This window comes from Mycobacterium sp. URHB0021 (genome assembly GCF_054057895.1).
The window spans coordinates 271022-297653 of record NZ_JBSRZT010000002.1; the positions used below are offsets into that span (position 1 = coordinate 271022).

The window sequence follows — 26632 nt, forward strand, 5'->3', positions numbered from 1 at the left end:
TGCACAGACCCGTACATCCATTTGAATCAGCATGCCTGGGAATCCCGACGGACCGGCCCACTTCCGGCACACCAGTGTTGTGGCAAGAGAAATTCTGCACAACCGTGCAGTCCTAGGACCCGCCAGGAAATTGGCCAGGAGACATCGGCGGCGCCCACGGTTGCGGTAGAGACAGCGGCATAGCCCGGACGGTGCGGCAGAATGGCCGCATGTGCGTCTATCTCGGCGGGGACCACGGCGGATACGAGCTTAAGCAGGCCATCGCTGAACACCTCTCCGAGTCCGGGCATGAGCCGATCGACTGCGGCGCCGCCGCGATGTGTGTCGACGTCCTCGAGGGGCCGCCGTCGTGTCTCCGCAGGCCCGCCTCGGGCGGCCGCGCCCAGAATGGCGGAGCATCGTCGCCGAACGGTGGCAGCAGTACCGGAAGGTGTAGTCAACCGTGACCGAAAGCCCGCCGCTGCGCACACTGGATGAAACCATCGAGTCGGTTACGGCCGCCGTATCCGACGCGAAACCGCAAAACCTGACGGGGAGCATTTTTACGTGACGATGTCGGCTGGCTCCGCCCCAACCGTGACCGGATTGATCTACGTGTCGCGCCTTCTCACCGACCGCGCGATGAGTCACCTCCACTCACTGGGAGCACAGGTGCGGATCGGGTCGGACGCCCCGCCGGACCGCGCCGAGCTTGAAGCGGGCATCGCGGGTGCCAGTGCGGCCGTCATCACCCTGACCGAACGGGTCGATGCCGAGCTCCTCGCCGTCGCCGGACCGCAGTTGAAGGTCATTGCCAACGTGGCGGTCGGATACGACAACATCGACCTGTCCGCAGCCGAAGCCGCGGGCGTCACCGTCACCAACACGCCCGGCGTGCTCGATCGCGCCTCCGCCGACCACACCTTTGCGTTGATTCTCGACGTCGCCCGGCGAATCTCCGAGGGCGACCGGCTAATTCGCGCTCAGCAGCCGTGGGTCTGGGGACCTCGGATGCTGGTCGGTCTCGACATCAGCGCCGGCGCGACGCTCGGCATCCTCGGATACGGCCGGATCGGCCAGGCCGTGGCACGCCGTGCGCACGCCTTCGACATGACCGTCATCGCGTCGTCGCGCAGTCGAACCCCCGGTACGGTCGAGAACGGAGTCACCTTCGTCGACACCACCACCCTGCTGGCCGACAGCGACATCATCTCCGTCCACACCCCGCTCACACCTCAGACACACCACATGATCGACGCCGCCGCGCTACGGCTGATGAAGCCCTCTGCGTATCTGATCAACACCGCTCGCGGTGGCGTTGTTGACGAGGGCGCGCTGATCGACGCACTTCACAGCGGCCAAATCCGGGGCGCCGCTTTGGATGTATACGAAGGCGAGCCGCGGGTCAACCCTGCGCTATTGGCTGCGCCGGGCCTGGTGCTCACCCCCCACACTGCCAGCGCCGGCGAAGCGACCCGCGACACCATGGGCATCCTCGCCGTGGACAACGCGGTCGCCGTGCTGGCCGGCAAAGCGCCCCTCACCCCGGTCCGATGACGTTCACACTCGCCCCCGACTCGGAACTGGATGCGTTCGGCGGCCCTCACTGCAGTGCTGGGCTGGTTCAGCGGCGATATTGCAGCGATCTAGTACAGGCGGGGGAACTGCACGGTGATCGTCACATCGGCGCGACAAGTCCAGCGGCGGTAGCCGGTTGGGCCGTTGCACCGATGTCAGCGGCAGGCGTTGGGGCACAGGAGTTTCGGCTTGCGTGAGTTCGTCCGGTCGGCCGCTCATCCTCAGTGCCTCTGAGAAAATTCGGATGCCTTATGCAGTGCAGCAGCTTCGCTTCGACACTACGCGGCCTCCGAAATCCGGGTAACCGTCTGGCAACCTCCTGGCGAACACCAAGCGTGCAAGCACATTTGGAACCACGAGAACCAGTACGACTGTTCGAGCCGTCGAACCACTTGTGCGTTCATCGCACGTTGGTAGATCTTCGCTCCGCCACGGCCACAAGATCGACTTACTGGGGACGGTCACTACTTCGGCGTTCGATCACGGTCTTCGTGATGGCGCCGGCCGCCGGGGCCGGATCGTCGAACTGATTCTGCTGCGATCTAGGTGCAGCAGTTGGGGTCGAGCACCGCACACAGTGCGGCCAGGGAGCTGCGCTGGGCGCGGTGGTAGACGTTCATGCCGCGGCGGTCCGAGGCCACCAGGCCGGCGTTGCGCAGCTGCGTGAGGTGGTGGCTGACGGTGGACTCGGTCAGCCCGACGGCGGTGGCAAGGTCGCCGCCGTTCTCCTCGCCCGTCGCCGAGGAGAACAGGTGCGACATGATCTTCACCCGGGCCGGATCGGCCAGTGCTTTGAGCCGCAGCGCCACCTCCAGCGCCGCGGCGTCGGTCATCGGACCCGCAGCCACCGGTGCGCAGCACACCGGGGCAGACATATCGATCATGGGCAGCGCTTTGGGCATGACCCCATCTTGCCACCGTATTGACATATATCAAAAAGGTGGCATTCTGGGCTCGACGCGTCAGTTCGATATATGTCTCATCCCTGTGGAGGTCGCATCATGTCCCGTGTTCAGCTCGCTCTCAATGTCGATGATCTCGACGAGGCAATCACGTTCTACTCCAAGCTGTTCAACACCACCCCGGCCAAGATCAAGCCGGGCTACGCCAACTTCGCCGTGGCTGAGCCGGCACTGAAGCTGGTGCTGCTGGAAAACCCCGGTAAAGGCGGCACCATCAACCACCTCGGCGTCGAAGTGGAGTCCAGCGCGCAGGTGCATGCCGAGATCGCCCGGCTCAGCGGTGAGGGGCTGTTCACCGACGAGGAGATCGGCACCACGTGTTGCTTTGCCACCCAGGACAAGGTCTGGGTGAGCGGCCCGGCCGGTGAAAAATGGGAGGTCTACACCGTCCTGAACGATTCCGATACCTTTGGCACCAGCCCCGGACACCTGGAGAATTCCGGCGACGGTGAGGGCGGTGTGTGCTGCGGCGGCACCGCGGCCCCGGCCGATGCGGGTCAACCTGCCAACACCGCATCCTGCTGCTGAACCCGAAGAATCGGCAGAGCCGGTTGCCCACCTCATCACCGTGGTGCGCAACCGGCTACCCGTATCTCGAGGGGGACGATGACTGACCATCCGGTGGCCTTCTCAGCGGCGGGCACCGGGACAGTGCGGTGACGGATTCGGTAGCGGCACAGACCATCGTGATGAGTGAGGGCAAGCTGCGCCGTGTCCTGGCGACACTGTGCCTGACTGAGATAACCAGCTGAGGCGTGTTGTTTTACGCCTTCACGGTGCTGTCGGTACGCGTGACCCAACAGGCCGGCTGGTCACAGTCCGCGGTCACCGCGGCATTCTCGGCCGCGCTGGTCACCTCGGCCCTGGTGGGCATCGGGGTCGGCCGCTGGATCGACCGTCACGGCCGCCACGCGGTGATGACTGCGGGCTCGGTGCTCGGCCCCCTCGCCCTGGCAGGTGTGGCGCTTTCGCCCACCCTCGGATGGTTCGTCGTGGCCTAGATCGCCATCGGCATGGCAATGGGCGCGGTGCTGTATCAACCGGCGTTTGCGGCGTTGACCCGCTGGTACGGGCCGCGCCACGTCGGCGCGCTGACCATCCTCGCCCTGGTCGCCGGGCTGGCCAGCACCGTGTTCGCACCCCTGACCGCAGCCTGGCCGACCATCTGCCCTGGCGCACAACCTATTCGTCCTCGCTGCCGCGCTGGCCGTGGTCACCGTCCCGGCCCACTTCTTCGGGCTGCGCCAGCCCTGGCCAGCCGCCACGCACCCGCACCTTGCCGAGCCACCCACCCGTACCACCCGAAGCCGGCCGTTCATCGCCCTCACCGCGGCGATCGCACTCGCCGCGTGCGCGTCCTACGCGATCATCGTCAACCTGGTGCCGTTGATGGCCGAACGCGGCATCAGTACCCGAACCGCTGCGGTCATGCTGGGCCTGGGTGGTGCCGGCCAGGTGCTGGGCCGCCTGGGCTACCGGGCGCTGGTGCGACGCCTCAGCGTCCGGGCCCGTACCGTGGTCATCCTGGCCGCCATCGCGGCCACCACCGCACTGCTGGGTGTGTTCGCCTCGCTGATAGCGCTGGTGATCGTGGCGGTCCTGGCCGGGTTCGCCCGCGGCATCCTCACCGTGCTGCAAGCCACCGCCGTCACCGACCGTTGGGGCCCAATATATTACGGTCATCTCAGCGGGGTCCTGTCGGCACCCGTCACCCTAGCCACCGCGATGGGGCCATGGATCGGCGCCGCGCTGGCCGGCCTGCTCGGCGGATACGCCCCGATGTTTGTCCTCCTCGGCGGCATCGGATTGCTGGCCACCCTCATCAGCCTGGCAAGCACCCCACCCAGCTCCCCAGCGATCGCCATCGGCCCGATTCGGCGGCGGCCTGCTGCTAGCAGGCGCATTATCGAAGGGTGGACGTCGAAGTCCGGTTCGTCGAGGGCTGCCCCAGTTTGGCGGTCACGCGGCAACGGCTGCGGCATGCCCTCGATGCAATCGGCTGCGCCGGAGTCGATATTCGGCTCCGACGGGTTCGGACCGACGCTGAGGCCGCCGCACTGGGGTTCACCGGATCGCCAACGATCCTTATTGATGGGAACGATCTGTTCGGGCCACCCGACGCGGTGGCGGGTTTGTCATGTCGGCTTTACCGCTCCGCTCACGGCATCACCGGCTCCCCGAGCATCGAGCAACTGACAGCCGCCCTGGGCGGGGACCGTGTCGACCGGCCCCAGTGACCGCGTTGGTCTTGCCGCCGATCTGGAAGACGCGCGCGTCGAGTTCCACCGGCTGCTCGGTGTGACGGGACCCGATGACTGGAGCAGACCGACGCTCGGCACCCGGTGGACGAACGAACAACTGTTGTTTCACATGGTGTTCGGCTACATGGTGGTGCACCGGCTGCTGATCCTGGTGAAGGTGTTCGACCGGCTGCCCGATGCAGTCAGCCGAAGTTTCGCCCGCGTCCTCAACGCAGCAGCCATACCGTTCGATGCCATCAACTACTACGGCTCCAGCGCAGCCGCCCTGGTCTACAACCGCCGCCGGATGGGGGCAAAGATGGATCGCGTCATCGCTGCGCTGCAAGGCAAACTCGCTCAGGAAAGCGACGACAGCTGGTCACGGGGGATGCACTTCCCGACGCGATGGGACCCATTCTTCAAGGACTACATGACCCTGGCAGACGTCTATCGCTTCCCCGGCGAGCACTTCGACTTTCATTCCCGGCAGCTGACCCTCAGCGCATTGGACTGATGAGGTCCCGTCCCGGGCTTAGCGACTGTTCACTTGGTGTCTGATTCGATATCTGTCAATATCGATGTATGTCTAAGTCGCGCCTGTTGCCCCTCAGCGATATCTCGGCATGCGCGTACGCGCCGATGGTGCGCGAGCCGCTGTCGGCCGAGGCGGCCGCCGATGTCGCGGCCAAGCTCAAGGCATTGGCCGATCCCATTCGGCTGCGACTGTTCAGCTTGGTGGCCAGCCACGCAGGCGGTGAAGCCTGCGTCTGTGACATCTCCGGGGACTTCGACGTGACCCAGCCGACCATTTCCCATCACCTCAAGGTGCTCAAAGACGCTGGCCTGTTGGCCTCGGAGCGCCGAGCGTCCTGGGTGTACTACTCCGTGGTCCCCGACGCGCTGAGCAACCTGTCGGCGGTGCTCAGCGTCGCCACCGACGACGCTGCCCGGACGGGCGCGTCGACATGACCAGTGGAGTTGAAACCGGCGCCCGCGCCGGAGTCGTGGACAAGCTCTCGCTGCTCGACCGGTTTCTGCCGGTGTGGATTGGCGTCGCGATGGTCGCCGGCCTGTTGTTGGGCCGGCTGATTCCCGGGCTGAACACCGCGCTGGAAAAGGTTATGGTCGACGGCATTTCATTGCCCATCGCGCTGGGTCTGCTGATCATGATGTATCCGGTGTTGGCGAAGGTGCGCTATGACCGCCTCGACACCGTCACCGGTGACCGCAAGCTCCTGTTGTCGTCGCTGATGTTGAACTGGGTTGTGGGGCCGGCGTTGATGTTCGCCCTGGCCTGGCTGCTGCTGCCGGATCTGCCCGAATACCGCACGGGGCTCATCATCGTTGGGCTGGCCCGCTGCATCGCGATGGTCATCATCTGGAACGACCTGGCCTGCGGGGACCGCGAGGCAGCCGCCGTCCTGGTCGCGCTGAACTCGCTCTTCCAGGTGATCATGTTCGCCGTGCTGGGCTGGTTCTACCTGTCGGTGCTGCCCGGCTGGCTCGGCCTGGCACAAACCACCATCTCCACCTCGCCGTGGCAGATCGCCAAATCCGTGCTCATCTTCCTGGGCATTCCGCTGCTGGCCGGATACCTGTCCCGACGGCTCCGCGAGAAGGCCAAGGGCCGGCAGTGGTACGGATCCACGTTCCTACCGAAGGTCGGCCCGTGGGCGCTCTACGGGCTGCTGTTCACCATCGTGATTCTCTTTGCCCTGCAGGGTGATCAGATCACCACCCGACCGTGGGACGTGGCCCGCATCGCGCTGCCCCTGCTGGCCTACTTCGCGCTCATGTGGAGTGGGGGCTACCTGCTCGGCGCGCTGCTGCGCCTGGGTTATGAGCGCACTACCACGCTGGCATTCACCGCCGCGGGCAACAACTTCGAACTCGCGATCGCGGTGGCGATCGCGACCTACGGCGCCACCTCCGGTCAAGCCCTCGCCGGTGTCGTCGGCCCGCTGATCGAAGTGCCGGTCCTGGTTGCCTTGGTGTACGTCTCGCTGGCTTTGCGGCGCCGCTTCACCCATCACACCCCCAACACCTCCCCGCCGACTCGACGACGCGAACGGATTAGTGCGATGACCGACAGCCCGGTAACCCATCAACTCCGCCACGATCTGTCCATCGACCAACGGCACGCGTTGCGCACCGCCGCGACCCGACTGGAATCCGAATACGCCGACACCTTCGGCGCCGACACCATCGAACGATATCTGCACACCTCCTACGACCAGTTCACCGGGCGGCCCACCATCCCCTACTTCCTGCCCCTGCTCGCCGAACGGTTTGCCCGCCAACGCCTACACGCCCTGGCCCGGGTGGAAGGCAAAATCAGCGACGGGAAGCCCGCCGTGCTGTTCCTGTGCACCCACAACGCCGGCCGCTCACAGATGGCACTGGGATTCTTCACCCACCTCGCCGGCCCGCAGGCAGTCGCCTGGTCGGGCGGATCCGAACCCGGCGACCAGATCAACCCGGTCGCCGTGGCCGCCATGGCCGAGATCGGTATCGACATCACCGGTGAATACCCCAAACCCTGGACCGACGAAATCGTGCAAGCCGCCGACGTGGTCATCACCATGGGCTGCGGGGACGCCTGCCCCATCTTCCCCGGAAAACGTTACGAGAACTGGGAACTTCAAGACCCCGCCGGCCAAGGTCTCGACGCCGTGCGGCCCATCCGCGACGACATCGAGGAACGCATCCACCGGCTGCTGGCCGACCTGAATGTCACCATCAGCCGCTAAAACCGCACCGCCCCACCGCAATCGGCACCCATTGCGACGCGTCGACCGCCGCTTCGGCGGGCGCGCCACCCGAGGCCATGAGCCCGCCGCCAATATTTCCCAGGATCCGGATGCCGTTCTGCGGCGGAGGCTGTGCCAGTACGCCACAGAGCTTCCTCAGCGTGGTTTCGGACTGCTTACCACAACGGTGCTCGCGGCGAGGGCGGATCCTCAGTCAGAAGACATTTCAGCAGCTGGCGTGACGAAGGCTCGCAGCTGCCGCGGCGGTAGCGAGTGGCAGTTGAGCGTGGTGCTCCTCTGCTCTTTGTCCAAGGCGAGTTGTCCCGTGGACGTTGCAAGCGCGACACGTCGCTCCAGTTGCGCTGATGCTTACAGCAATTCGCCACAATCAACCCAATTCCGCTATCGGACATTTCGAGCAAGAAGCACACCGACTGGCCCTGAGATACTCGTCAGCGAACTGATTGTGAAGTCGGACCCTGGCCCCGCGCAGGTGAATCGACCCAGCCACCCGCGCACGCCTCTGCACAAGTCAGGGTCAGTGTTGCGAGTCCGGCCAGGGCCGATCTCGACTCCATTCAGATCGCGCTCACACTGGTGTTGCGCTGATGGGGCGTCGCCGTCTTGAGGGTCCATTCATTTTCGGTTTCCGGCGAACGGTGCGGGCGGCGCCACGCCCGCACTGCCGCCCGGTATTCGCGTGCCGTACGCGCTGTCGCTACGTCTCCTCCACCCGGCGACCGGTGTCGCCGGTGAGGCAATGAACTTCACGAACATTTAGCTCTTCGCAACGAGGCTGCCATGCCACGACCAGCTCAAGAGCGCTGTGCGACAGGTCAATGAGCCCACGGTATGCGGGCGGCCGCGTAACATGACGGTCTGACAGGAGTGAGCATGTCGGCACCGTCGGTTCAGCGACCCCGCGTCATTCGGCGCAAGCTGATGGTTCCGGACACTGCGGTGGGCGCGGTGTCGCGGGAGCGACTTGATGCGTTGCTCTGCCAACTCGTCGATACCCACCGGGTCATTGTGGTCACGGCAACTGCTGGGGCGGGCAAGTCGGTGGCCGTGGCGGATGCCAGCCGCAAGTTCGACAGACCGGTTGCCTGGTTGTCCGTCGACGCCACCGACGCCGCACCGGGGCGGCTCGTGACCTACTTGGAAGAGGCGCTCGCGCAACAAGTGCCCTCGGTGCGGGGAATAGCCACCGGCGCGCTCGCGGCCGGCATCCCGCATGCTGAGGCGGCGGGCCTCCTCGTCGATGCAGTCGCCGACGCCGACGTCGTGTTTGTCCTCGACGATCTGGAGCGGCTGCACGGATCACCGGCAGCGTGGGAGGTGATCGGCGCGGTCGTGCGCTACGGCCCCCGAAGTATGAGGCTGATTCTGATCAGCCGCCGGCCACTGGGTGCTTCGATCTTGTCCCCCGCCTTGGGCGCAGAGGTGGCACGGCTCGGCGATACGGACCTGGCGTTCACGGTGGAAGAGGCACGCATCGCCCTGCAGAAATTGGGCCGCCCGGGGATGGATGCGCACGAGGCCGTGGAGGCCACGGCCGGCTGGGTGATCGGAGTGCTCTTTGATGCGTGGCGCTCCGGCGATCATGTCGCTGGTACCAGCGGCGGCTCAGATGGCATTGGGGACTACCTGGGTGCGCACATCCTTGGTGAACTCGACGCCGCCGATCAGGCGTTCCTCATCAGCACCTCGGTGCTGGAGGAGGTGACTGTCGGCTCGGCGGTGGCGTTGGGCATCGACGACGCCGCTGGGCGGCTCGCCTCGCTGCGGGCAGCACCGATCCCTGCGCTGTGGTCAGCGGATCCGCCCACGTTGCGCTGCCATTCTCGGTTTCGGGAGTATTTGCGCGGACTGCTCGACCAGCGTGGGGACGCGGCGGTGCGCGAGCTGCGCGCCGCACACGGACGGCTGCTGGCGCGCAGAGGCTTTCACGAGGAGGCGGTCGAGGAGCTGCTGGCGGCCGGTGCACTTACCGATGCCTACACTTCGGCCCGTCGTGCGATCCTCGCTGTCATCGACCGCCTGGACTTCCCCGTTGCCGATCGTTGGATTGCGGCCATGCGGCCCGGCGTACCGGTCGGCGATGTCGAGTTCGCTGAAGCCCAGCTGATGCTTGCGATAGCGCGCGACGACCAAAGCCAAGGCACCCGTATCGCCGACGAGCTGGCCGCGCTCGGGCGGCGCGAGCAGCTTGCGGCCGAATCCGAACGCGCCGCCGCGCTGATGGCATGGTGCTACATGCTCGCCGGGCGCATCGACGCGGTGCACGCTGTACTCGACGCGGCGCCCGCCGGCCCCGATGTCAACGTGGTTCGCTACTCCCTCGCCCTGGTGGAACCCGGCAGCGGTCCTCCCAGACCTGAGCCCACCGGGGGTCTGTTGGACGGCATGCTGTACGGGATCGACTATTTTCGTGGCCGGCTGGGCGAGCTGACCGATGATCAGCCATCGCCGTGGACCAGGGTTGCCATGGCAACCGGCCGGATGGGGGCGCTGCGCGCCACCGGACACACCGCAGAGGCGCTGCAGCAGTATGAAACGGCACGGCCGGGGGGCTTTTTCCGCGGCGTTGTGGACTCTGTCGTCGCACCGGATGTGCTACTCGACGCTGGGCGAGTCCATGAGGCCCGCGCGGCACTGGCCCGCGGCGGCAAGTTCATCCAAGCGAACGAATCGCCGATCCTGACCGGGTTGCACCGCATTGTCGCGGCGAAGTTGGCGCTGCGCGCCGACGGCGACGTGGGAACCGCGACTGCGATCCTGGAACAGATCGACCGCGACGGCGCCAACACCTATTCATTGGTTTCTGAGCTGGCGCGGACTTGGCGCGGATTGGCGGCCCTCATCGAGGATGACAGCGACAGCGCGTTATCGTCGCTGCGCCCTGCGGTAGCCAGCATGCAGGCCGGCCACCGCATCCTGGAACTGCCCACGGCGGCGGTCTATTTGGCCGAGGCTGAGTGGCGCGTCGGCAACCAGGATGCCGCCGACCGCGCTGCCGACATCGCCCTAGGCGCCGCACGCCGGCAGCGGTCCAACCACGTTCTGCTGCAAGCCTTGGCCGATTTCCCCGCGGTGGTAGCGCGACGCATCGACGCCGAACCGCACGCCGACTCGGCCTGGCACGGGATCGGTCGCGCCTTGGCCGCCCAAGGCGTCGTGGTGGGAACCCGCATTCCGACAGCGGTCGAGCTGGTGGAGTTCGGGGGCACCGCGATCATCCTCAACGGCGCCGAGGTGCGGCCGAGCCTCGCCAAATGCTATGAGCTGCTAGGGCTTCTGGCCGCCCGCAACGGAGCGCCTGCCAGCCGCGATGAACTGCTCAACTGCTTGTTCGACTCCCGCGCCGACGAGTCCGCCCGCTCCTACCTGCGTAAGACGGTCATCGGAGTACGCCGGATGCTGCCCCCCGACGCGCTCAGCGTCTCCGCCGACGGTCGCGTCGCGCTCAGCCCTGACATCGTGCTGGCCAGTGAATCCGCACGCCTCGAACAAGAACTCGCCGCCGCTGCGCGCCTGCAAGGTAGCGAACTCGTCACTGCCACCGAAGTGGCACTGGAGCCGCTGGCGCGCGGAGAATACTTTCCCGGCGTCCGTTCCACCTGGGCCGACGAGCGCCGCGAGCAGATGGCCGAGCTGGCGACCACGGCGCGTGCGGCTGCCACGGACGCGGCCTACGCGGCCGACCAGTATTCCAAGGCTCAACGCTTGGCGGAGGCCGTGCTGGCGGCTGATTCGCTTCGAGAAGGAACCTGGCGCTCGCTCATGCGCATCCGAAGCGCCGTGGGCGACTACGACGGCGTGATCACCGCCTTTGCTCAATGCGAAAAGGCGCTGCGCGCCGCCGGGATCACACCCGCCCCCAGCACCCGCACGCTGTTGGACCAACTGCGCCGCTGAACGCCGATTTCGGCTCATTCGCGCCTCGGGGTGTAGACGAAATCCTCGCCGGCGCACGATCAGCCGGGACCGCGCCCACCTGCCGTTTCCCCAGCCTTGCCCCGACTGCTTGTCTCCGGCACGCCCTGCCACCTCAAAGGCTGCCCGCCGACACTTTTCGGCACACCGCCGCCGGCGGCGCGAGCCGGGCGCGAAAGCGATATCGGCTCTTTCCCGCCCGCTTGGGCAGCATCTGTTGTCAGCCGTTGGAGGCGAGATCAACAGCATCCAAGACCAACACCGGCGGCCGTGCCCGTGCTCGTCGACGACAACTCGAAACCGGTAGCAACAGCCGCCGCCAACTGAAGGGAAGACCCCGATGGGATACCAGACCGTAAACCCGTTCAACAACGAGGTTGTGGCCAGCTTTGATGATCTGACCGACGAGCAGGCGATGGAACTGCTCGGACAGGCGCAGAAGACGTTCGAGTCTTGGAGCCAGACATCGTTCCGTGAGCGCACCGCTGTCATCAAGCGTTCCGCGGCGATCTTGCGCGAGCGGTCCGACGAGTTCGCCCGGCTGCTGACTTTGGAAATGGGCAAGCTTTACACCGAAGCCCTCCGTGAGGTGGAGCTCAGCGCCCAGATCCTGGACTACTACGCCGAGAAGTCCGAGGGTTTCCTAGCCCCCGAGCCTCTGGACACCGCCAGCTCCGACGACACCGCCATGCTGGTCAGCGCCCCGCTGGGAGTCATCCTCGGGGTGCAGCCCTGGAACTTCCCGTACTACCAGCTGGCGCGGGTAGCCGGCCCGAACCTGATGGCCGGCAATGTGGTCATGGTCAAGCACGCTTCGAACGTGCCGCAGGCGGCGGCCGCCTTCGAGACGCTGCTCCTGGAGGCGGGTGCACCGGCAGGCGCTTACACGAACTTGTACGCCACCAAGGATCAAATCAACGCCCTGATCGACGACGAGCGCGTCCGCGGCGTTGCGTTGACCGGCAGCGAGGGTGCCGGTGCGGTCGTGGCCGCCCGGGCGGGCAAGAACCTCAAGAAATCGACCATGGAACTGGGCGGGTCGGACGCATTCATCGCGCTGGCCGACTGTGACCTCGACAAGACGGTGGAGTGGGCGGTGCACGGCCGCGTTTTCAACGGCGGCCAGTGCTGTGTGGCCTCGAAGCGCATCGTCGTCGTCGACGAGATTGCCGACGAGTTCCTGGCGAAGTTCCAGGCGGCGATGTCCGAGCTGAAGGCCGGCGATCCGTTCAACAACGCGACGACGCTGGCCCCGATGTGCAGCCAGAAGGCCGCCGACGATCTCAACGCACAGATCAACGCCGCCGTGGAAGCCGGCGCGAAGGCAATTCCATGCGGCGAGTCGGTGCCCACCAAGGGCGCGTTCATCCAGCCGACGATCCTCACCGACATCGCCCCGGACAACCCGGCCTACTACGAGGAGTTCTTCGGGCCGGTGGCGCTGTTCTTCCGGGTCAACGACGAGGACGAAGCCGTGGGGCTGGCCAACGACTCACGCTTCGGGTTGGGCGGATCGGTGTTCACCAGCGATATCTCGAATGGCATCGAGGTCGCCAAGCGCATCGACACCGGAATGGTCAACATCAACCACCCGGCTCGGCTCAAGGCCGACCTGCCGTTCGGCGGGGTCAAGATCTCCGGCTACGGCCATGAGCTCGCCCACCTCGGCATTGAGGAGTTCATCAACAAAAAGCTCATCAACGTCGTGCCGATCGACGCGCCCGCCTGATCGATCCCTGACCAAGAAGAAGGAACAGAAATCATGGCTGACTTCACCGTCGGAAAGTACCTGGCGGCCCGATTGCAGCAAATCGGACTGAAGCACTACTTCATGGTCCCCGGGGACTACAACCTCGTCCTGCTCGACGAACTGCTGACCAACGACAACCTGCAGCAGATCGGCTGCTGCAACGAGCTCAACGCGGCCTACGCCGCCGAGGGCTACGCCCGGGCCAACGGCGCCGGCGCCGTATTCACCACCTACAACGTGGGCGCATACTCCGCGCTCAACGGGGTGGCCGGGGCCTACGCGGAACGCCTGCCGGTGATCTTCGTGTCGTCGGGTCCCAACACCAACGACCCCGTCGCGAATCACATCATGCACCACACAATGGGCACACACGACTTCTCCGACCAGTACGAGGTGTGTCGACAGGTGACGTGTGAAGCGGTGCGCATCCTGCACGCCGACAACGCGCCGACCCTGATCGATCAGGCGATCAGCACCGCCCTGCGCGAGCGCAAGCCGGTCTACATCGAGATCGCCTGCAACCTGTCGGCCGCCCCGTGCCCCGCGCCGGCGCCGATCGACACGTTGCTGGCTTCCACGATGCTGTCTTTCCAGCCCACCAACCCGCGGGCGTTGATCGCCGCGGTCGACCAGGCCCGCCAGCTTCTGGAGAACGCGAAAAAGCCGGTCCTGCTGGCCGGAGCGCACCTGCGCTCCTACGGGGCCATCGACGCCTTCCAGGAACTGGCCGAAGCGCTTGGCTGCGCCGTGGCGGTCATGCCCAACGCCAAGGGCTTCTTCCCCGAAGACCACCCGCAATACGCGGGCATCTACTGGGGCGAGGTGAGCACCCCGGGCTGCCAGGCCATCGTCGACTGGGCCGATCTAGTCGTCGCCGCAGGACCGGTGTTCTCGGACTACACCACGGTCGGCTGGAGCGCGCAGCCCGCGCGGCAGCGGTTGATCAGCGCCGAGCCGCAAGTCGTGCGGTTCGCCGCCGCCGAATACACCGGTGTTGCGCTGGCCGACTTCCTCTCCGATCTGGCGAAGAAGGTCCCAGCCAACGACGCCACCCTTCACCAATTCCAACGCCTCAGGGGAGCAGCACCCACACCGGGCCCGGCCCCAGAGGTCGACGCCGACACCCCACTGAGCCGAGCGGAGCTGTGGCGCCAGATCGAGGCAGACCTCGACGCCAAGACCACGCTGATGGTGGAAACCGGCATCTCCTGGTGGGACGGCATGTACACCCGGCTCCCAGGCGGTGCCCGGTTCGAGATCGAGATGCAATGGGGCTCCATCGGCTGGGCCGTGCCCGCCGCGTTCGGCTACTCGGTGGGCCTAGAAGCCGACCGGCGCCTGGTCGCGGCGATCGGCGACGGATCCTTCCAGCTGACCGCCCAGGAAGTGTCCAACATGATCCGCCATCGCCAAGAAATCCTCATCTTCCTGGTCAACAACCGCGGATACGTGATCGAGTCGGCCATCCATGACGGCCCCTACAACTACTACAAGAACTGGGACTACGCCGGGCTGATCGACGTGTTCAACGCCGACGACGGCCACGGCCTGGGGCTGACGGCCACCACGCCAGCAGAACTGGCCGACGCTATCACCACAGCCCGTGCCCACACGGGTGGCCCAGTCCTCATCGAATGCCAAGTACCCAACGAGGACGCCAGCCCTGAGGTCATTTCCTGGGGTTCGAAGGTCGCCCGCGTCAATTCCCGCCCACCCCAACACATCTAGGAGAAAGACCCATGACCGACCAACTCATCGGCGCGCACAACGCGCACAATGATCTGCACAGCGAGCAGGGCGCTCGCCCAGGAGAACACCCAGGGCGCTCGGCCAGCCCGATCATCAAAGTCCACGACGTTCTCTGGCTCGAGTTCGAGAAGCCGGACTTGGTCAAGGCCGAGGCGTTTGCCCACTCCTTTGGGTTCGCGACGGTGCTGCGCACCAAGGACGAGCTGCACCTGCGGGGCAGCGACGCGGGGGCGCCGTGCGTGCTGATCCGCCGCGGCCAGCGCGAGAAGTTCCTCGGGCCGGCCTTTTTGGCCGCCGAGCAATCCGATTTAGTGCGGCTGGCCGACGCGACGGGGACCAACGTTCACCCGCTGCCGGAGTCGCTCGGCGGGGTGACCGTTGATCTGGTCGACCCGAGCGGGCTGCCGGTGCGCGTGGTGTCGGGTACCCACGAGCTCGAGGCACTGCCCACCGCACAGACGCCTCACGAGTTCAACTTCGGCCACGAGAAGGTCCGGACCAACGCGATGCAGCGCCCGCCGCGGGTGCCCACCAATGTCCAGCGGCTCGGACACATCGTGGTGCAGACGCCGAAGTACATCGAGGCGCTGAACTGGTACCTCGACACCTTCGGCATGATCGTCAGCGACTTCTCCTACTACCCCGGCCAGCGCGAACGCGGGCCGATCTTGAGCTTCATCCGCTGCGATCGCGGCTCTGTCCCCGCCGATCACCACACCCTGGCCATGGCGCTGGGTCCGGTCAAGCGCTACATGCACTCCGCCTACGAGGTCGCCGACCTCGACGCGCTGGCCGCCGGCGGCGAACACCTGCGCGAGCAAGGGTATTTCCGCTCGTGGGGCATCGGCCGCCACATCGAAGGCAGCCAGATCTTCGACTACTGGCGTGACCCGGACGGTTTCTTGGTGGAGCACTATGCGGACGGCGACATGTTCGACAACACCCTGCAGACCGGCTGGGCCGCGATGCATGCCTCCGGCCTGTATCAGTGGGGACCGCCGCCGAGCAAGGACTTCCTCGGCCTCGGATCAGCGCGCGAGACCGCGGCTGAACTCGCCCTGATGGTCGATGCATTACGCCACGACAACGAATTCGACCTGTCCGCACTGCGCGGGCTGTTCGCCGTCGCCAAAACCTAACCAACACCAACTGAAAGAGAGAAGAAACCGGTTATGAGCACATCAGTCCTACGCACCGCCGACGCATGGTGGGTGCAGACCACCTCCGGTGCGGCTCGCATCGACACCGACGCGAGCACCACCGCCGAGTTGCTGGCCGACCGCGCGGCCATCGACACCGCTGCCAAGAGCACCGACACCGTGCCGGTGGAGAGCCTTGCGCTGCTGTCCCCGATCACGACGCCGTGTCGCGTGGTGGCTCAGGCCACCAACTACGCCTCGCATGTCAAAGACGTCGGCCGCGACCCCGCCAAGACCCCTCTGACCTTCTTCCGCAAGGCGTCCGGGTCTGTCACCGGGCCATTCGGCGACATCGTCAAGCCGTCGCATGTGAAGCTGATGGACTACGAGCTCGAGATCGGTCTGGTCTTCGGCCGCGAGCTGCCCGTGGGAACCGAGGTCACCGCCGCCAACCTGGCCGATTTCGTGGTGGGTTTGGTTGTCACCGATGACATCTCGGCGCGCGATGTGCAGCTGACCAAGCAGCAGTTCTTCGAGTCGAAGTCCTATCCCACCTTCACCCCGGTTGGGCCGGCGCTGGTGCTGGTCGACGCCGACGAACTCAAGCGTTTCGGTGAGCTGCGGCTGCGGCTGTCGGTCAACGGCGAGGTGCGCCAGGACATGGTCGTCGAGGGCGACATCCTCTACCCGCCGGTGCAGGCGCTGCAGGCGCTGGCGAAGTTCCAGAAGGTCGACGCCGGAGACATCCTGTTGACCGGAACTCCGGTGGGCACCGCACTGACCCTGCACGGCAAAACGCCAAAGGGTGACACGGATCTCGGGGTTTTCTTGACCGCGCAGTTCGAGAAGAACCCCGCGTATCTGCACGACGGCGATGTGGTCGAGGCCACGGTCGCTACCGACGACGGCGCCATCGACCTCGGCGTCCAGCGCAATGTCGTGGTGTACAAATGAGCACTCAGAACAACGGCGCGCCGGAGTTTGTCCCCGTGGTCATCATCGGTGCCGGCCCGACCGGCATCGCCGCCGCGACGCTGCTGGCCCAGTACGGCGTCGAGTGCCTGGTGCTGGACCGCCATGAGACGGTCTACCCCCTGCCGCGGGCGGTGCACGCCGACGACGAGGTGTACCGCATACTGGCCCGGCTGGGCATCGGCGCGGAGTTCGCCGCCCACCGCCGGCCAGCACACGGTCTTCGGTTGATCGACCCGAACATGCGGGTGCTCAGCGAGATCCCGCGCAGCACCGAGTCCAGCGCCAACGGCTTCCCGCAGATGAACATGTTCGACCAGCCCGAGCTCGAAGGGTTGCTACGCGCGAACCTCAAGCGCTACCCCCAGGTCACCATCCACGGCAACGTGGAGGTCACCTCGATCACCCAGCCACAGCCCGGCCGGGTGCGGGTGAGCTTTCTGGATCGGGTGCGCGGCGGCGAGCACAGCGTGCAGGCCAGCTACGTGCTGGGCTGCGACGGCGCCGGCAGCCCGACCCGCGCGGCCATCGGGGCGTACATGTACGGGCTGCCGTTCACCCAAGACTGGCTCGTGATCGACGTCAACACCGACGCCGAACTCAACCAGTGGGAGGGCTGCCACCAGCTGTGCAACCCCCAGCGTGCCGGCACCTACATGCGGGTCTCAGAGACGCGCTACCGCTGGGAGTTTCAGCTTGTCGACGGTGAGACCGTAGCCAATTACCGGACTCTGGCCGACGTCGAGTCGCTCATCCGGCCCTGGCTGGGAGACACACCGATCGACGCGTTGACGTTGGTGCGGGTGACTGCCTACACCTTCCGGGCGCAAGTGGCCAATCGCTGGCGCAACCGTCGCGTGTTCCTCCTCGGGGACGCCGCACACCTGACTCCGCCGTTCGTCGGCCAGGGCATGGCTGCCGGCCTGCGCGACGCGCTGAATTTGACCTGGAAACTGGTCGGCGTGCTCGGCGGCACCCTGCCCGACAGCGTGCTGGACACCTACGAACGAGAACGCAAACTGCACGCGGCAGCCATGATTTTGATGGCCGTGTCCATGGGAGCGGCCATGACCGGCGGCGGGCGCATCGGCGACCTGATCCGCCAGGTGGTGTTCCCGCGCATGCAGAACCTGCGTCTGCCTGGTCTCCGGGTCAGTGCCGCCGACGGCGTCGCCCCCGGTCTGCGCAGTTCCGAACTGGTGATCAAATCCCGCACCGCCGGTGGCGTCACCGGAACACTGTGCCCTAACCCGGTGCTGCAGGACGGCCTGCGATTCGACGAGGTGGTCGGGAACCGGTTCGCGCTGGTCACCTCATCGCAGCTCACCGATGCGCAGCGAATCGAGCTCAGCAGCCGCGGAGCCGCCGTCGTCCTAGCCGCCCCTGGCAGCGATCTTGACGGTTGGCTGCGCAAAGCCCGCGCCAGCGCCGCCATCGTGCGGCCGGACCGCGCGGTCATGCAAGCCGGTCGCAGCGTCGAAGCGCTCTGCCGAGCCATCCCGGTGTTCCACGAAGTCGACAGTCCCAGTGATCATGTCGGCCACCTATCGATGTGACTCGACACGACGCAAGAAGAACCTACCTAGAAAAGGAGCTATCAAATGACCGATCACAGCGACGCCTTGGGCGGACGCCTGCCCCTGCCAGATCCCACCGATTTTGTTGGGGCGCAACGAGAACTCTTCGACAAGATGACGAGCACCGTGGCCCCCTGGGCCAGCGACACTGGTTTCCACAGCACCACCGACGACGGCCGATTTATCGGCCCGTTCAACCCCGCGCTGCTCAACCCGGCCATGACGTCAGCGTCTGCCGAGCTGTTATTGGGCGAGCGGGAGCACACGTCGTTGAGCCCGCGGCTGCGCGAAGTGGTGATCCTGGCGGTGGGCGCGGTCTGGCAGTCCGAGTATGAGCTGTACGCCCATTCCGCAGCAGCCAAGAAAGCCGGCATCTCTGAGGTCGCCGTGCAGGCGCTGGCCAGCGGTGCAATACCAGATGACCTCAGCCAGGACGAGAAGGTCGCCGCAGAGCTGACGCGGCAGCTTTCCACCGCTCACCGAGTCGACGAGACGCTCTATCGGCAGGCCCAAAACTACTTTGGAACAAAGGGTTTGGCCGACATCGCCATCCTCGTCGGCATCTACCACACGGTATGCACAACGCTCAACCTGTTCGAGATACCCGCACCGCATTAGCGGCGCCAGTGGAGCCGTCGCCGACAACTCGACGAAGCCCAGCGATCGACAGGACGTCGTGACTGACCGCCAACCATGAAAAGGAAGCGCGTCAAGGTGGCCTCGTATAGTCGGCCAATATTGTCCAGACAAAGTACAAGATAGACGTCGTAGGAATTGTAGGCCAAGTTGTGTGGCAGAGACGAGTGAATTTACAGATGCATTGGTACAGCGACGATGCCTAGTATCCTGAGGGCGCTGATTGTGTTCGGTCTCCTCTGCGGAAGCTCGGCGGTCGGTTACTTGTTGAAGTCTCAGTTGCTCGAGTGCTATGCGCAGCCGGGCGCGCTCGACTCTATGGGCTTGATCATCTCGTTTCTGGTGACGATAACGGCGATCGTGATCGGTTTGCTTATTAACGCGACAAAGAGCTTTATCGACGCGACTCAGGAGCATTGGTCGATATTCGCCGGGCAGCTGATTCGACTCGACCAATCAATGCGCAATTATGGCCCACAATCTGAACAGATGCGTAGACAACTCCAAAGTTTTACCGCCGCCGCGATTGTCAATTTTTGGCGGGCGGACGACATCCCGACGGAGGTGAACTACCCAGATGTGCGCAAATTGTCGAGGGATGAAGCAACGCGGGTGCTGAGTGATCTCGTGAACCGCATCGAGCTGGGGATCATCGGCTTGAAATCACCCGATCCATTGCACGAACGATTAGCGGTGGATTGCTTCGATCAATATAAAGAGTTCGCCAGGGCCCGATGGTCTCTGCTCCTGGCGCCTCAGAACTCGCTGCCGCCACCCTTTCTCAGAATGCTGGTCGGCTGGATCATGATGATATTCATATGTCTCGGCCTTCGCGCGCCAGCCAATCCGCTGGTGATAATCGCAATCACGTTGTCAGCGACTACCTTGAGCAGCATGATTTTTGCGATAATCGATATCGTCAACCCATATAAAGGCCTGTACAACATCTCCAGCAAGAACATGCAGTATGCCCTCAACGCAATGCTTAGACACAATGCCATCAATACCCTCGACCACTCAGCTGACGGCGCTGGCAAGCAGGTGCCGATCTTCCGACCGGTGTAGCTATGCGCGGTGAATCTCACTTCGTGTCCATTTAGACATCATGTGGACATTTGAAGTGAGAATCGGCCATAAAGTTTGCAAAGCTACTCTGACAGCACCCGGTCTCAGGGCACGCTCAACTCGTGAGTGCCGGACTCGCGGTCGTCGCAATCCCGGATGATGCCGAACCGCGAGCCAGGTTTTGTGCGTCGCATGTGGCCTCTTTAAGACGATCGAGTAGCAGAAGGCACAACCTCGGGTTGACTGGTACTCCAGCGTGGCCGACCCACAATGGAGGAGAATCGCATGGCCGATGAGGTTGCGAGGCCGGTCCATCGCGGGCCGGCGATTCGGCGTCGTGGCGGTGGATCGCGGTGAACGCCATGGCCGTCACGAACTTCGAGCGTGCCGCCGACCCCGAAGTTTTCGATGGGTGGATCTGCGACGTGCGATCCGCTGCGGAGGCCGCGCAGGGATTCTTCGCATTAGCCGCATCGATCTCTGACGATGCACCGCTGGACTGGGCGGTTGCCGTCACCTTCGAATCCGAGGAGTTGCTCCATCTGTGGCTCGACGGGGCGACGTGGAAGTACTTGGTGCGGGGCGCCGCCGCGCGTGGATTTCTGCGGCTTACTTCGGATTTGGTGATCGTCGATGGTGCGGTGATACCGACCGGTGTGGCGATCGTCTACTCCAGCGTGTCCAGCGGGATGGAGGCCGACTTCCAGGCTGCCCACGTCAAGCTGACGATGGCCGCCTCCCAGTTCCCCGGTTATGAGGGCACGGCCATCTTCCGGCCGGGCGCGCTTGGGAAATGGAACTCGATGATCCGGTTTCGCACCGAACCCCAGTTGTCGGCATGGCTACGGTCCCCGCAGCGCAACGAAGTGTTGCCGCCGGTGCGGTCGAGTCTGACGAGGGATTTCGCGGTGTTCGCCAAGACCACCCCGTTCGGTACCACGGTGCGCAACGTGAACGGCAAGCCGCAGATGACGCCGAGCTGGAAGACGGCGATGCTCCTCCTGATGGTGCTCTACCCCATGGTGATGCTGATGTCGAGATTCGTGACACCGGTGATCGCGGGGTTGGGCGCCGAGCCGTGGCTGTCGGTTTGGCTCGTCCAGGTGGTCAGCGTGGCATTGATGCAATGGTGGTTGATGCCAACGGCGGCGTCATGGTGCCGCCGTTGGCTGGACCCGGTGGACGGCGCCGGTCTGCGAATCAGCCTGCGCGGTACCGCAGTCGCCGTGATCGTGTACGCCGCGTCGTTGACCACCTTCGCGACAGTCGAGGCGCTGCAGTACTGGAATTGACGTCCCCGGACTGACGTGCACGCCCTGATTCCGCGCCGTTCACGCGCACCGCACGTGCGCCTGCGTCCGGCTAGACGAACTCGTTCGGCTCGTCCTCGCCGAAGCCGTGGGGCCTGGTGGGTGGAACGTCATTTCATGGTTGAGCTTGCCCCCGGAACATGGTGGTGAAGTGTGTGGAGTCGATGAGGACGATGTCGCCCGCGCGCTGTGCGGCGGGCGGCATCCAGATCAGCGCGTAGAACTCGGTGTTGCCCACCTCTGAACGTCGCTTTCCGGCGCGGTGAGTTCCGAGCAATCGTGGGCTGTCGAGGTCGCGGATGGCGGTTGGTGGCGCGATGTCCTTGGTGCCTTCGACGACGGCGGGTCGCAGCCCCCAAATGTTGTGAACAGGACGTCGAGTGCCTTCATCAGCGAGCGGGTGTACTGGCTGAAGCGTTGTGGGCGCGGAACCATGGGGTCGCCGTGGTGTTCATACTCCATCTGGCGCTGGTGGTAGTCGTCGGTGAAGCCGACATCGTGGTGGGTGCCCGAAGCAGACACGTGCGCTCTCTTTTCAGCCATCGGTGATCGCCGCGATCTCTTTGGGGGCGGTCCGTCCGTCGTCGAGATTCAGCGAAGATTGACAGGAATCGCCGGACTAATCTGACAAGACGTCGGCGTGTCGCGAGCGCTTGCCAATCCGCTGCAAGCGCCAGTTCAGTCCTTCGTAGACCGCGACGACACGGACCGGACGATGCGGTCAGGTGTCGGCGGCTCGGGGCAGAATGCGTACGCCACCCGTGCTGCCCTCGCCTCGGCACGCCTCTGCCCTGATGGGAAGGACCAGCAGTGAGTTACACCGCCGCCGACATCACCGAGCTCGACGATGTCCAGCACACACGTCTGCGCCCTGCGGTGAACCTCGGTCTGGACGTGCTCAACACCGCGCTGCGGGAGCTGGTGGACAACGCGATCGAAGAGGTCGCCGATCCCAGCCACGGTGGTTCCACGGTGACGATCACGTTGCACGTCGACGGATCAGTCAGCGTTGCCGACGACGGCCGCGGCCTACCCGTCGACTCAGACCCCGTGAACGGGAAGAACGGCATCGTCAAAACGCTGGGTACCGCACGGGCGGGCGGCAAGTTCTCCGCACACAGCGACGCCGCCAGCACGGGCGCCGGACTGAATGGGATCGGTGCCGCGGCAGCGGTGTTCATCTCCGCACGTACCGACGTGACGGTGCGCCGGGCGGGAAAGACTTACTTGCAAAGTTTCGGCGGCGGCTACCCCGGCGAGTTCGAGGGCAAGGACTTCGACCCGAACGCCCCGTTCACCCGCGCCGACACGCAGAAGCTGCGCGGCTCCGGCAACCGCAAACCCCACGCGCACGGCACCACGGTGCGGATCCTGTTCGACCCGGCGGTGGTGCCGGATTCCAGCATCGACATCGGCGAGGTGCTGCTGCGGGCGCACGCCGCAGCACGGATGTCGACAGGAGTGCACCTCGTGGTCGTCGACGAAGGCTGGCCCGGCGCTGAGGTCAGGCCGGAGTTGCTCGAGCAGTTCAGCGGCCCGTGGGGCACCGAGCCACTGCTGGACCTCATGTGTGCCGCCGGCGACACCTCCGTGCCGAGCGTGCGGGCCACCGTGGAGGGCCGCGGCGAGTACACCACCGGGCGTGGCCCCACTCCTTTCCGCTGGTCGCTGAGCGCGGGTCCTGCTGAACCGGCCACCGTGGCCGCGTTCTGCAACACCGTACGAACCCCCGGCGGAGGATCCCATCTGACGGCCGCGGTGAAGGGACTGTCAGAAGCTCTGGCAGAAAGGGCTTCCCGGATCCGCGACTTGGGACTGGCCAAAGGCGAGGAGGGCCCGGAACCACAGGATTTCGCCGCAGTCACCGCACTGGCCGTCGACACCCGCGCACCTGACGTGTCGTGGGACTCCCAAGCCAAGACCGCGGTGTCGTCGCGGTCACTGAACGTGGCGATGGCCCCCGACGTGGCGCGGGGCGTCACCATCTGGGCAGCCAACCCTGCCAACGGCGACACCGTGACGCTGTGGACCAAGCTGGCCCTCGAGTCCGCCAGGGCGCGGCGCAGCGCCGAGGGCGCGAAGGCCCGCGCCAGGGCGGCATCGAAGGCCAAGGGTCTTGGGACGAATCTGTCGCTGCCCCCAAAGCTGCTGCCCAGCCGGGAGACCGGACGTGGGTCGGGTGCCGAGCTGTTCCTGTGTGAGGGCGACTCGGCGCTGGGCACGATCAAGGCGGCCAGGGACGCGACGTTCCAGGCCGCCTTCCCGCTGAAGGGTAAGCCGCCCAACGTGTTCGGATTCACTGTGAGCAAGGCGCGGGTCAAGGACGAATTCGACTCGATCGAACGCATCCTGGGCTGCGGGGTACGTGACCACTGCGACCCGGAGGCGTGCCGGTACGACCGGATCCTGTTCGCCTCCGACGCCGACCCCGACGGAGGCAACATCAACTCGAGCCTCATCTCGATGTTCCTGGACTTCTACCGGCCACTCGTCGACGCCGGGATGGTTTACGTGACGCTGCCACCGCTTTTCGTCGTGAAGGACGGGACTCAGCGGGTGTACTGCCAGGACGAGTCCGAGCGCGACGCCGCCGTGGCTCAGATGAAGGCCACGTCCAAACGCAGGGTGGAAGTGCAGCGCAACAAGGGACTCGGCGAGATGGACGCCGACGACTTCTGGAACACTGTGTTGGACCCGCAGCGGCGCACCGTGATTCGCGTGCACCTCGATGACGGTGAGAAGAATCTGCATCACACTCTGTTCGGCGGACCGCCGGAGGGCCGACGCACGTGGATGGCAGACATCGCCTCCCGTGTCGACACCGCGTCGCTGGACCTCGACTAGGAGCGCATTGTGACCGCCGTCATCGAACAGAACCCCGACCTGGTGCTCGACCAGAGTGCCGACGATTACTGGAACCGCTACCAGCTGACCTTCGCGCTCTACAGCGTCAGCGACCGCGCCATCCCCTCCGCGTTCGACGGTCTCAAGCCGGGCCAGCGGCGCCTGCTCTACCAGATGCACGACTCGAAACTCCTGCCCGGCAACAAGCCGCAGAAGTCCTCGAAGGTCTGTTCGGCGGTCACGGGAAATTTGCACCCGCACGGCGGTGCGTCGATGTACGGCGCCGCGGCGCTGATGGCCGCTGAGTTCCAGCGCGTGAAAGTCATTGACGGACAGGGAGCGTTCCCCCGCATCCAAGGTGACATTCCCGCGGCCGACCGCTACACCGAAATGCGGCTGTCGGCACCCGGTGCCGCGCTAACTGCGGAACTCGACGATCACGCGGTACCGATGGTGCAGACGTTCGACGGCGAGTGGACCGAGCCGACGATGCTGCCGGCGCAGTGGCCGGTGCTGCTGTGCAACGGCGCCGTGGGCATCGCCGAGGGCTGGGCCACCAAGGTGCCGGCTCACAATCCTCGCGAGGTGATGGCGGCCTGTCGGGCGCTGCTGGCCAGGCCGAACACGACTGACGACACGTTGGTCAAGCTGATTCCGGGCCCCGACTGGGGATGTGGGGCCACCGTGGTCGGCACAACCGGACTGCGGGAGTACATCACCACGGGCCGCGGAGCGTTCACGGTGCGCGGCACCGTGTCGGTGGACGGCAAGAACTGCATCATCACCGAACTGCCGCCCGGTGTCGCGAGTAACACTGTGCAGGACCGGATCCGGGCCCTCGTCGAGTCAGGCGAGATGCCGGGTGTGGCCGATATGTCCGATCTGACCGACCGGCGCAACGGGCTGCGGATCGTGGTCACGGCCAAGCGCGGGCACAGTGCCGAGATGATCCGTGACCAGCTGCTCGCTCTGACCCCGCTGGAGTCGACGTTCGCCGCCAGCCTGGTCGCGCTCGACGAGGACCGGGTGCCGCGCTGGTGGTCGGTGCGGGAACTGATCTCCGCATTCCTGCACCTTCGCGATTCGGTGGTGCTGCGGCGCAGTGAGTACCGACTGGACAAGGTCACCGCGCGGCGCCATCTGGTGGCGGGCTTGATGACCATCCACCTGGACATCGACGCCGCGGTGGCGGTAATCCGCAGCTCCGACACCGTCGACGATGCGCGGCAGGGGCTGCAGGAGCGGTTCAGGATCGACGAAGAGCAGGCCAACTATGTCCTAGGGCTTCAGCTTCGGCGGCTGACCAAGCTCGACGTGATTGAACTGCAGGCCGAAGCAGAGAAGCTGGACGCGGAGTTCGCTGAGCTGACCGAGTTGGTATCGAACCCCGATGCGCGCCGGAAGGTGATCGACCAGGAGTTGGTGGAGACCGCAAAACTGTTCAAGGGCGCCGAGTTCGACCGTCGCACCGTGCTGGACTACGAGGCCACTCCCGTGGCGTCCGGCTTCGAGGAGGACGGGCCGCGCGAGCGGAAGGTCAACGCCGCCTGGCGGCTTGACGATCGGGGTGTGTTCTCCGACAGCCACGGAGACCTGCTCACCTCGGGTCTTGGATGGGCAGTGTGGACCGACGGACGTGTCAAGTTCACCACGGGTAGCGGTCTGCCCTACAAGATCCGCGACATCCCGGTGGCCCCGGACATCATCGGGCTGGTGCGTTCAGGCGTGCTGGCCGATGGATACCACCTGGCTCTGGTGACTCGCCGCGGGAAGGTGCTGCGGATCGACCCCACCGCGGTGAATCCGCAGGGGGCGGCCGGCAACGGGGTGGCCGGTGTGAAGCTGGCGGGCGATGGTGACGAGGTGATCGCCGCGCTGCCTGTGTCGTGCGAGAACGGCGAGGCCATCCTGTCCAAGTCCGAAAAGGGTTTCAAGGTAACCGAAGTCGCCGACATTCCGCTGAAGGGTCGCGGTGGCGCCGGCGTCGGGTTCCACCCATTCGTCAACGGTGAGGACGCACTGCTGTCGGCGTCAATCTCGGCAACCGGGTTCGTGCGGGGCGGGAAGCCGGTGCGGGCTGAGAAGCGCGCGAAGTCGACGATCAAGGGGTCGGGCGGGGAGATCACTCCGCGCGCACTGTAGTCA

General features: G+C 65.4%; 16 protein-coding genes and 6 pseudogenes. 20 read left to right on the forward strand and 2 right to left on the reverse strand.

Annotated elements, in window-relative coordinates; genetic code table 11:
• Positions 1-209 precede the first annotated feature (209 nt).
• A pseudogene (locus ACVWWN_RS03420) lies at positions 210-315 on the forward strand (RpiB/LacA/LacB family sugar-phosphate isomerase); the annotation flags it as partial.
• Positions 316-552: 237 nt separating this feature from the next.
• On the forward strand, positions 553-1536 hold the full coding sequence (locus ACVWWN_RS03425) for a 2-hydroxyacid dehydrogenase (RefSeq protein WP_457148982.1): 984 nt from the start codon (positions 553-555) through the stop codon (positions 1534-1536).
• Between the two features lie 563 nt (positions 1537-2099).
• On the opposite strand, the gene ACVWWN_RS03430 is transcribed toward ACVWWN_RS03425, so the two are convergent.
• Entirely contained in the window at positions 2100-2459 is a 360-nt protein-coding gene (locus ACVWWN_RS03430; RefSeq protein WP_457142638.1) for an Rv2640c family ArsR-like transcriptional regulator, read from the reverse strand.
• A gap of 99 nt (positions 2460-2558) precedes the next feature.
• Between ACVWWN_RS03430 and ACVWWN_RS03435 the strand changes: the two genes are divergently transcribed.
• The 16 genes and pseudogenes from ACVWWN_RS03435 (at position 2559) to ACVWWN_RS03510 (ending at position 21625) form a co-directional block, all read left to right on the forward strand.
• Positions 2559-3047 (forward strand): ArsI/CadI family heavy metal resistance metalloenzyme, encoded by a 489-nt coding sequence (locus ACVWWN_RS03435; protein WP_457142639.1) that lies wholly within the window; start codon positions 2559-2561, stop codon positions 3045-3047.
• Positions 3048-3208: 161 nt separating this feature from the next.
• A pseudogene (locus tag ACVWWN_RS03440) lies at positions 3209-4361 on the forward strand (MFS transporter); the annotation flags it as partial.
• Positions 4362-4736: 375 nt separating this feature from the next.
• Positions 4737-5273: a DinB family protein gene (locus ACVWWN_RS03445; protein WP_457142640.1), complete on the forward strand. Its 537-nt coding sequence runs from the start codon at positions 4737-4739 to the stop codon at positions 5271-5273.
• A gap of 68 nt (positions 5274-5341) precedes the next feature.
• The gene (locus tag ACVWWN_RS03450) at positions 5342-5728 is read left to right on the forward strand and encodes an ArsR/SmtB family transcription factor (RefSeq protein WP_457142641.1); all 387 of its coding nucleotides are present in this window, start codon (positions 5342-5344) and stop codon (positions 5726-5728) included.
• Positions 5725-6780, forward strand: a pseudogene (gene arsB, locus ACVWWN_RS03455) (ACR3 family arsenite efflux transporter); the annotation flags it as partial. The gene ACVWWN_RS03450 and the pseudogene arsB, both read left to right, overlap by 4 nt.
• Before the next feature lie 60 nt (positions 6781-6840).
• Positions 6841-7065, forward strand: a pseudogene (locus tag ACVWWN_RS03460) (three-helix bundle dimerization domain-containing protein); the annotation flags it as partial.
• Between the two features lie 39 nt (positions 7066-7104).
• Positions 7105-7509: pseudogene (locus ACVWWN_RS03465) on the forward strand (arsenate reductase ArsC); the annotation flags it as partial.
• 894 nt (positions 7510-8403) lie between these two features.
• A complete protein-coding gene (locus ACVWWN_RS03470; protein ID WP_457142642.1) occupies positions 8404-11427 on the forward strand; it encodes a BTAD domain-containing putative transcriptional regulator in 3024 nt (1007 codons plus the stop codon).
• 358 nt (positions 11428-11785) lie between these two features.
• Positions 11786-13174 carry an NAD-dependent succinate-semialdehyde dehydrogenase gene (locus ACVWWN_RS03475; protein WP_457142643.1) on the forward strand — a complete coding sequence of 463 codons (1389 nt, stop codon included), beginning with the start codon at positions 11786-11788 and terminating at the stop codon, positions 13172-13174.
• A gap of 33 nt (positions 13175-13207) precedes the next feature.
• Positions 13208-14923: an alpha-keto acid decarboxylase family protein gene (locus ACVWWN_RS03480; RefSeq protein ID WP_457142644.1), complete on the forward strand. Its 1716-nt coding sequence runs from the start codon at positions 13208-13210 to the stop codon at positions 14921-14923.
• Positions 14924-14934: 11 nt separating this feature from the next.
• Positions 14935-16083: a VOC family protein gene (locus ACVWWN_RS03485; protein WP_457142645.1), complete on the forward strand. Its 1149-nt coding sequence runs from the start codon at positions 14935-14937 to the stop codon at positions 16081-16083.
• A gap of 33 nt (positions 16084-16116) precedes the next feature.
• The gene (locus tag ACVWWN_RS03490; protein WP_457142646.1) at positions 16117-17037 is read left to right on the forward strand and encodes a fumarylacetoacetate hydrolase family protein; all 921 of its coding nucleotides are present in this window, start codon (positions 16117-16119) and stop codon (positions 17035-17037) included.
• Positions 17034-18611 carry a bifunctional 3-(3-hydroxy-phenyl)propionate/3-hydroxycinnamic acid hydroxylase MhpA gene (gene mhpA, locus ACVWWN_RS03495; RefSeq protein WP_457142647.1) on the forward strand — a complete coding sequence of 526 codons (1578 nt, stop codon included), beginning with the start codon at positions 17034-17036 and terminating at the stop codon, positions 18609-18611. Before ACVWWN_RS03490 ends, mhpA begins: the two co-directional genes overlap by 4 nt.
• A 45-nt stretch (positions 18612-18656) precedes the next feature.
• Positions 18657-19250, forward strand: a complete 594-nt coding sequence (locus ACVWWN_RS03500) for a carboxymuconolactone decarboxylase family protein (protein WP_457142648.1) — start codon at positions 18657-18659, stop codon at positions 19248-19250.
• Positions 19251-19493: 243 nt separating this feature from the next.
• Positions 19494-20333 (forward strand): bestrophin-like domain, encoded by an 840-nt coding sequence (locus ACVWWN_RS03505; RefSeq protein WP_457142649.1) that lies wholly within the window; start codon positions 19494-19496, stop codon positions 20331-20333.
• Positions 20334-20695: 362 nt separating this feature from the next.
• Complete coding sequence (locus ACVWWN_RS03510; protein ID WP_457142650.1) at positions 20696-21625, forward strand: antibiotic biosynthesis monooxygenase; 930 nt, start codon at positions 20696-20698, stop codon at positions 21623-21625.
• Between the two features lie 133 nt (positions 21626-21758).
• On the opposite strand, the pseudogene ACVWWN_RS03515 reads toward ACVWWN_RS03510, so the two are convergent.
• A pseudogene (locus tag ACVWWN_RS03515) lies at positions 21759-22185 on the reverse strand (hypothetical protein); the annotation flags it as partial.
• 268 nt (positions 22186-22453) lie between these two features.
• Here ACVWWN_RS03515 and ACVWWN_RS03520 point away from each other — a divergent pair.
• Positions 22454-24487, forward strand: a complete 2034-nt coding sequence (locus ACVWWN_RS03520; RefSeq protein ID WP_457142651.1) for a toprim domain-containing protein — start codon at positions 22454-22456, stop codon at positions 24485-24487.
• A gap of 9 nt (positions 24488-24496) precedes the next feature.
• Entirely contained in the window at positions 24497-26629 is a 2133-nt protein-coding gene (locus ACVWWN_RS03525; protein ID WP_457142652.1) for a DNA gyrase subunit A, read from the forward strand.
• Positions 26630-26632 lie beyond the last annotated feature (3 nt).

Excerpts from the sequence above, each read along its gene's own strand:
- ACVWWN_RS03425 (WP_457148982.1), top strand. The coding sequence starts at position 553 with ATGTCGGCTGGCTCCGCCCCAACCGTGACCGGATTGATCTACGTGTCG.
- ACVWWN_RS03430 (WP_457142638.1), bottom strand. The coding sequence starts at position 2,459 with ATGCCCAAAGCGCTGCCCATGATCGATATGTCTGCCCCGGTGTGCTGC.
- ACVWWN_RS03435 (WP_457142639.1), top strand. The coding sequence starts at position 2,559 with ATGTCCCGTGTTCAGCTCGCTCTCAATGTCGATGATCTCGACGAGGCA.
- ACVWWN_RS03450 (WP_457142641.1), top strand. The coding sequence starts at position 5,342 with ATGTCTAAGTCGCGCCTGTTGCCCCTCAGCGATATCTCGGCATGCGCG.
- ACVWWN_RS03470 (WP_457142642.1), top strand. The coding sequence starts at position 8,404 with ATGTCGGCACCGTCGGTTCAGCGACCCCGCGTCATTCGGCGCAAGCTG.
- ACVWWN_RS03475 (WP_457142643.1), top strand. The coding sequence starts at position 11,786 with ATGGGATACCAGACCGTAAACCCGTTCAACAACGAGGTTGTGGCCAGC.
- ACVWWN_RS03480 (WP_457142644.1), top strand. The coding sequence starts at position 13,208 with ATGGCTGACTTCACCGTCGGAAAGTACCTGGCGGCCCGATTGCAGCAA.
- ACVWWN_RS03485 (WP_457142645.1), top strand. The coding sequence starts at position 14,935 with ATGACCGACCAACTCATCGGCGCGCACAACGCGCACAATGATCTGCAC.
- ACVWWN_RS03490 (WP_457142646.1), top strand. The coding sequence starts at position 16,117 with ATGAGCACATCAGTCCTACGCACCGCCGACGCATGGTGGGTGCAGACC.
- mhpA (WP_457142647.1), top strand. The coding sequence starts at position 17,034 with ATGAGCACTCAGAACAACGGCGCGCCGGAGTTTGTCCCCGTGGTCATC.
- ACVWWN_RS03500 (WP_457142648.1), top strand. The coding sequence starts at position 18,657 with ATGACCGATCACAGCGACGCCTTGGGCGGACGCCTGCCCCTGCCAGAT.
- ACVWWN_RS03510 (WP_457142650.1), top strand. The coding sequence starts at position 20,696 with ATGGCCGTCACGAACTTCGAGCGTGCCGCCGACCCCGAAGTTTTCGAT.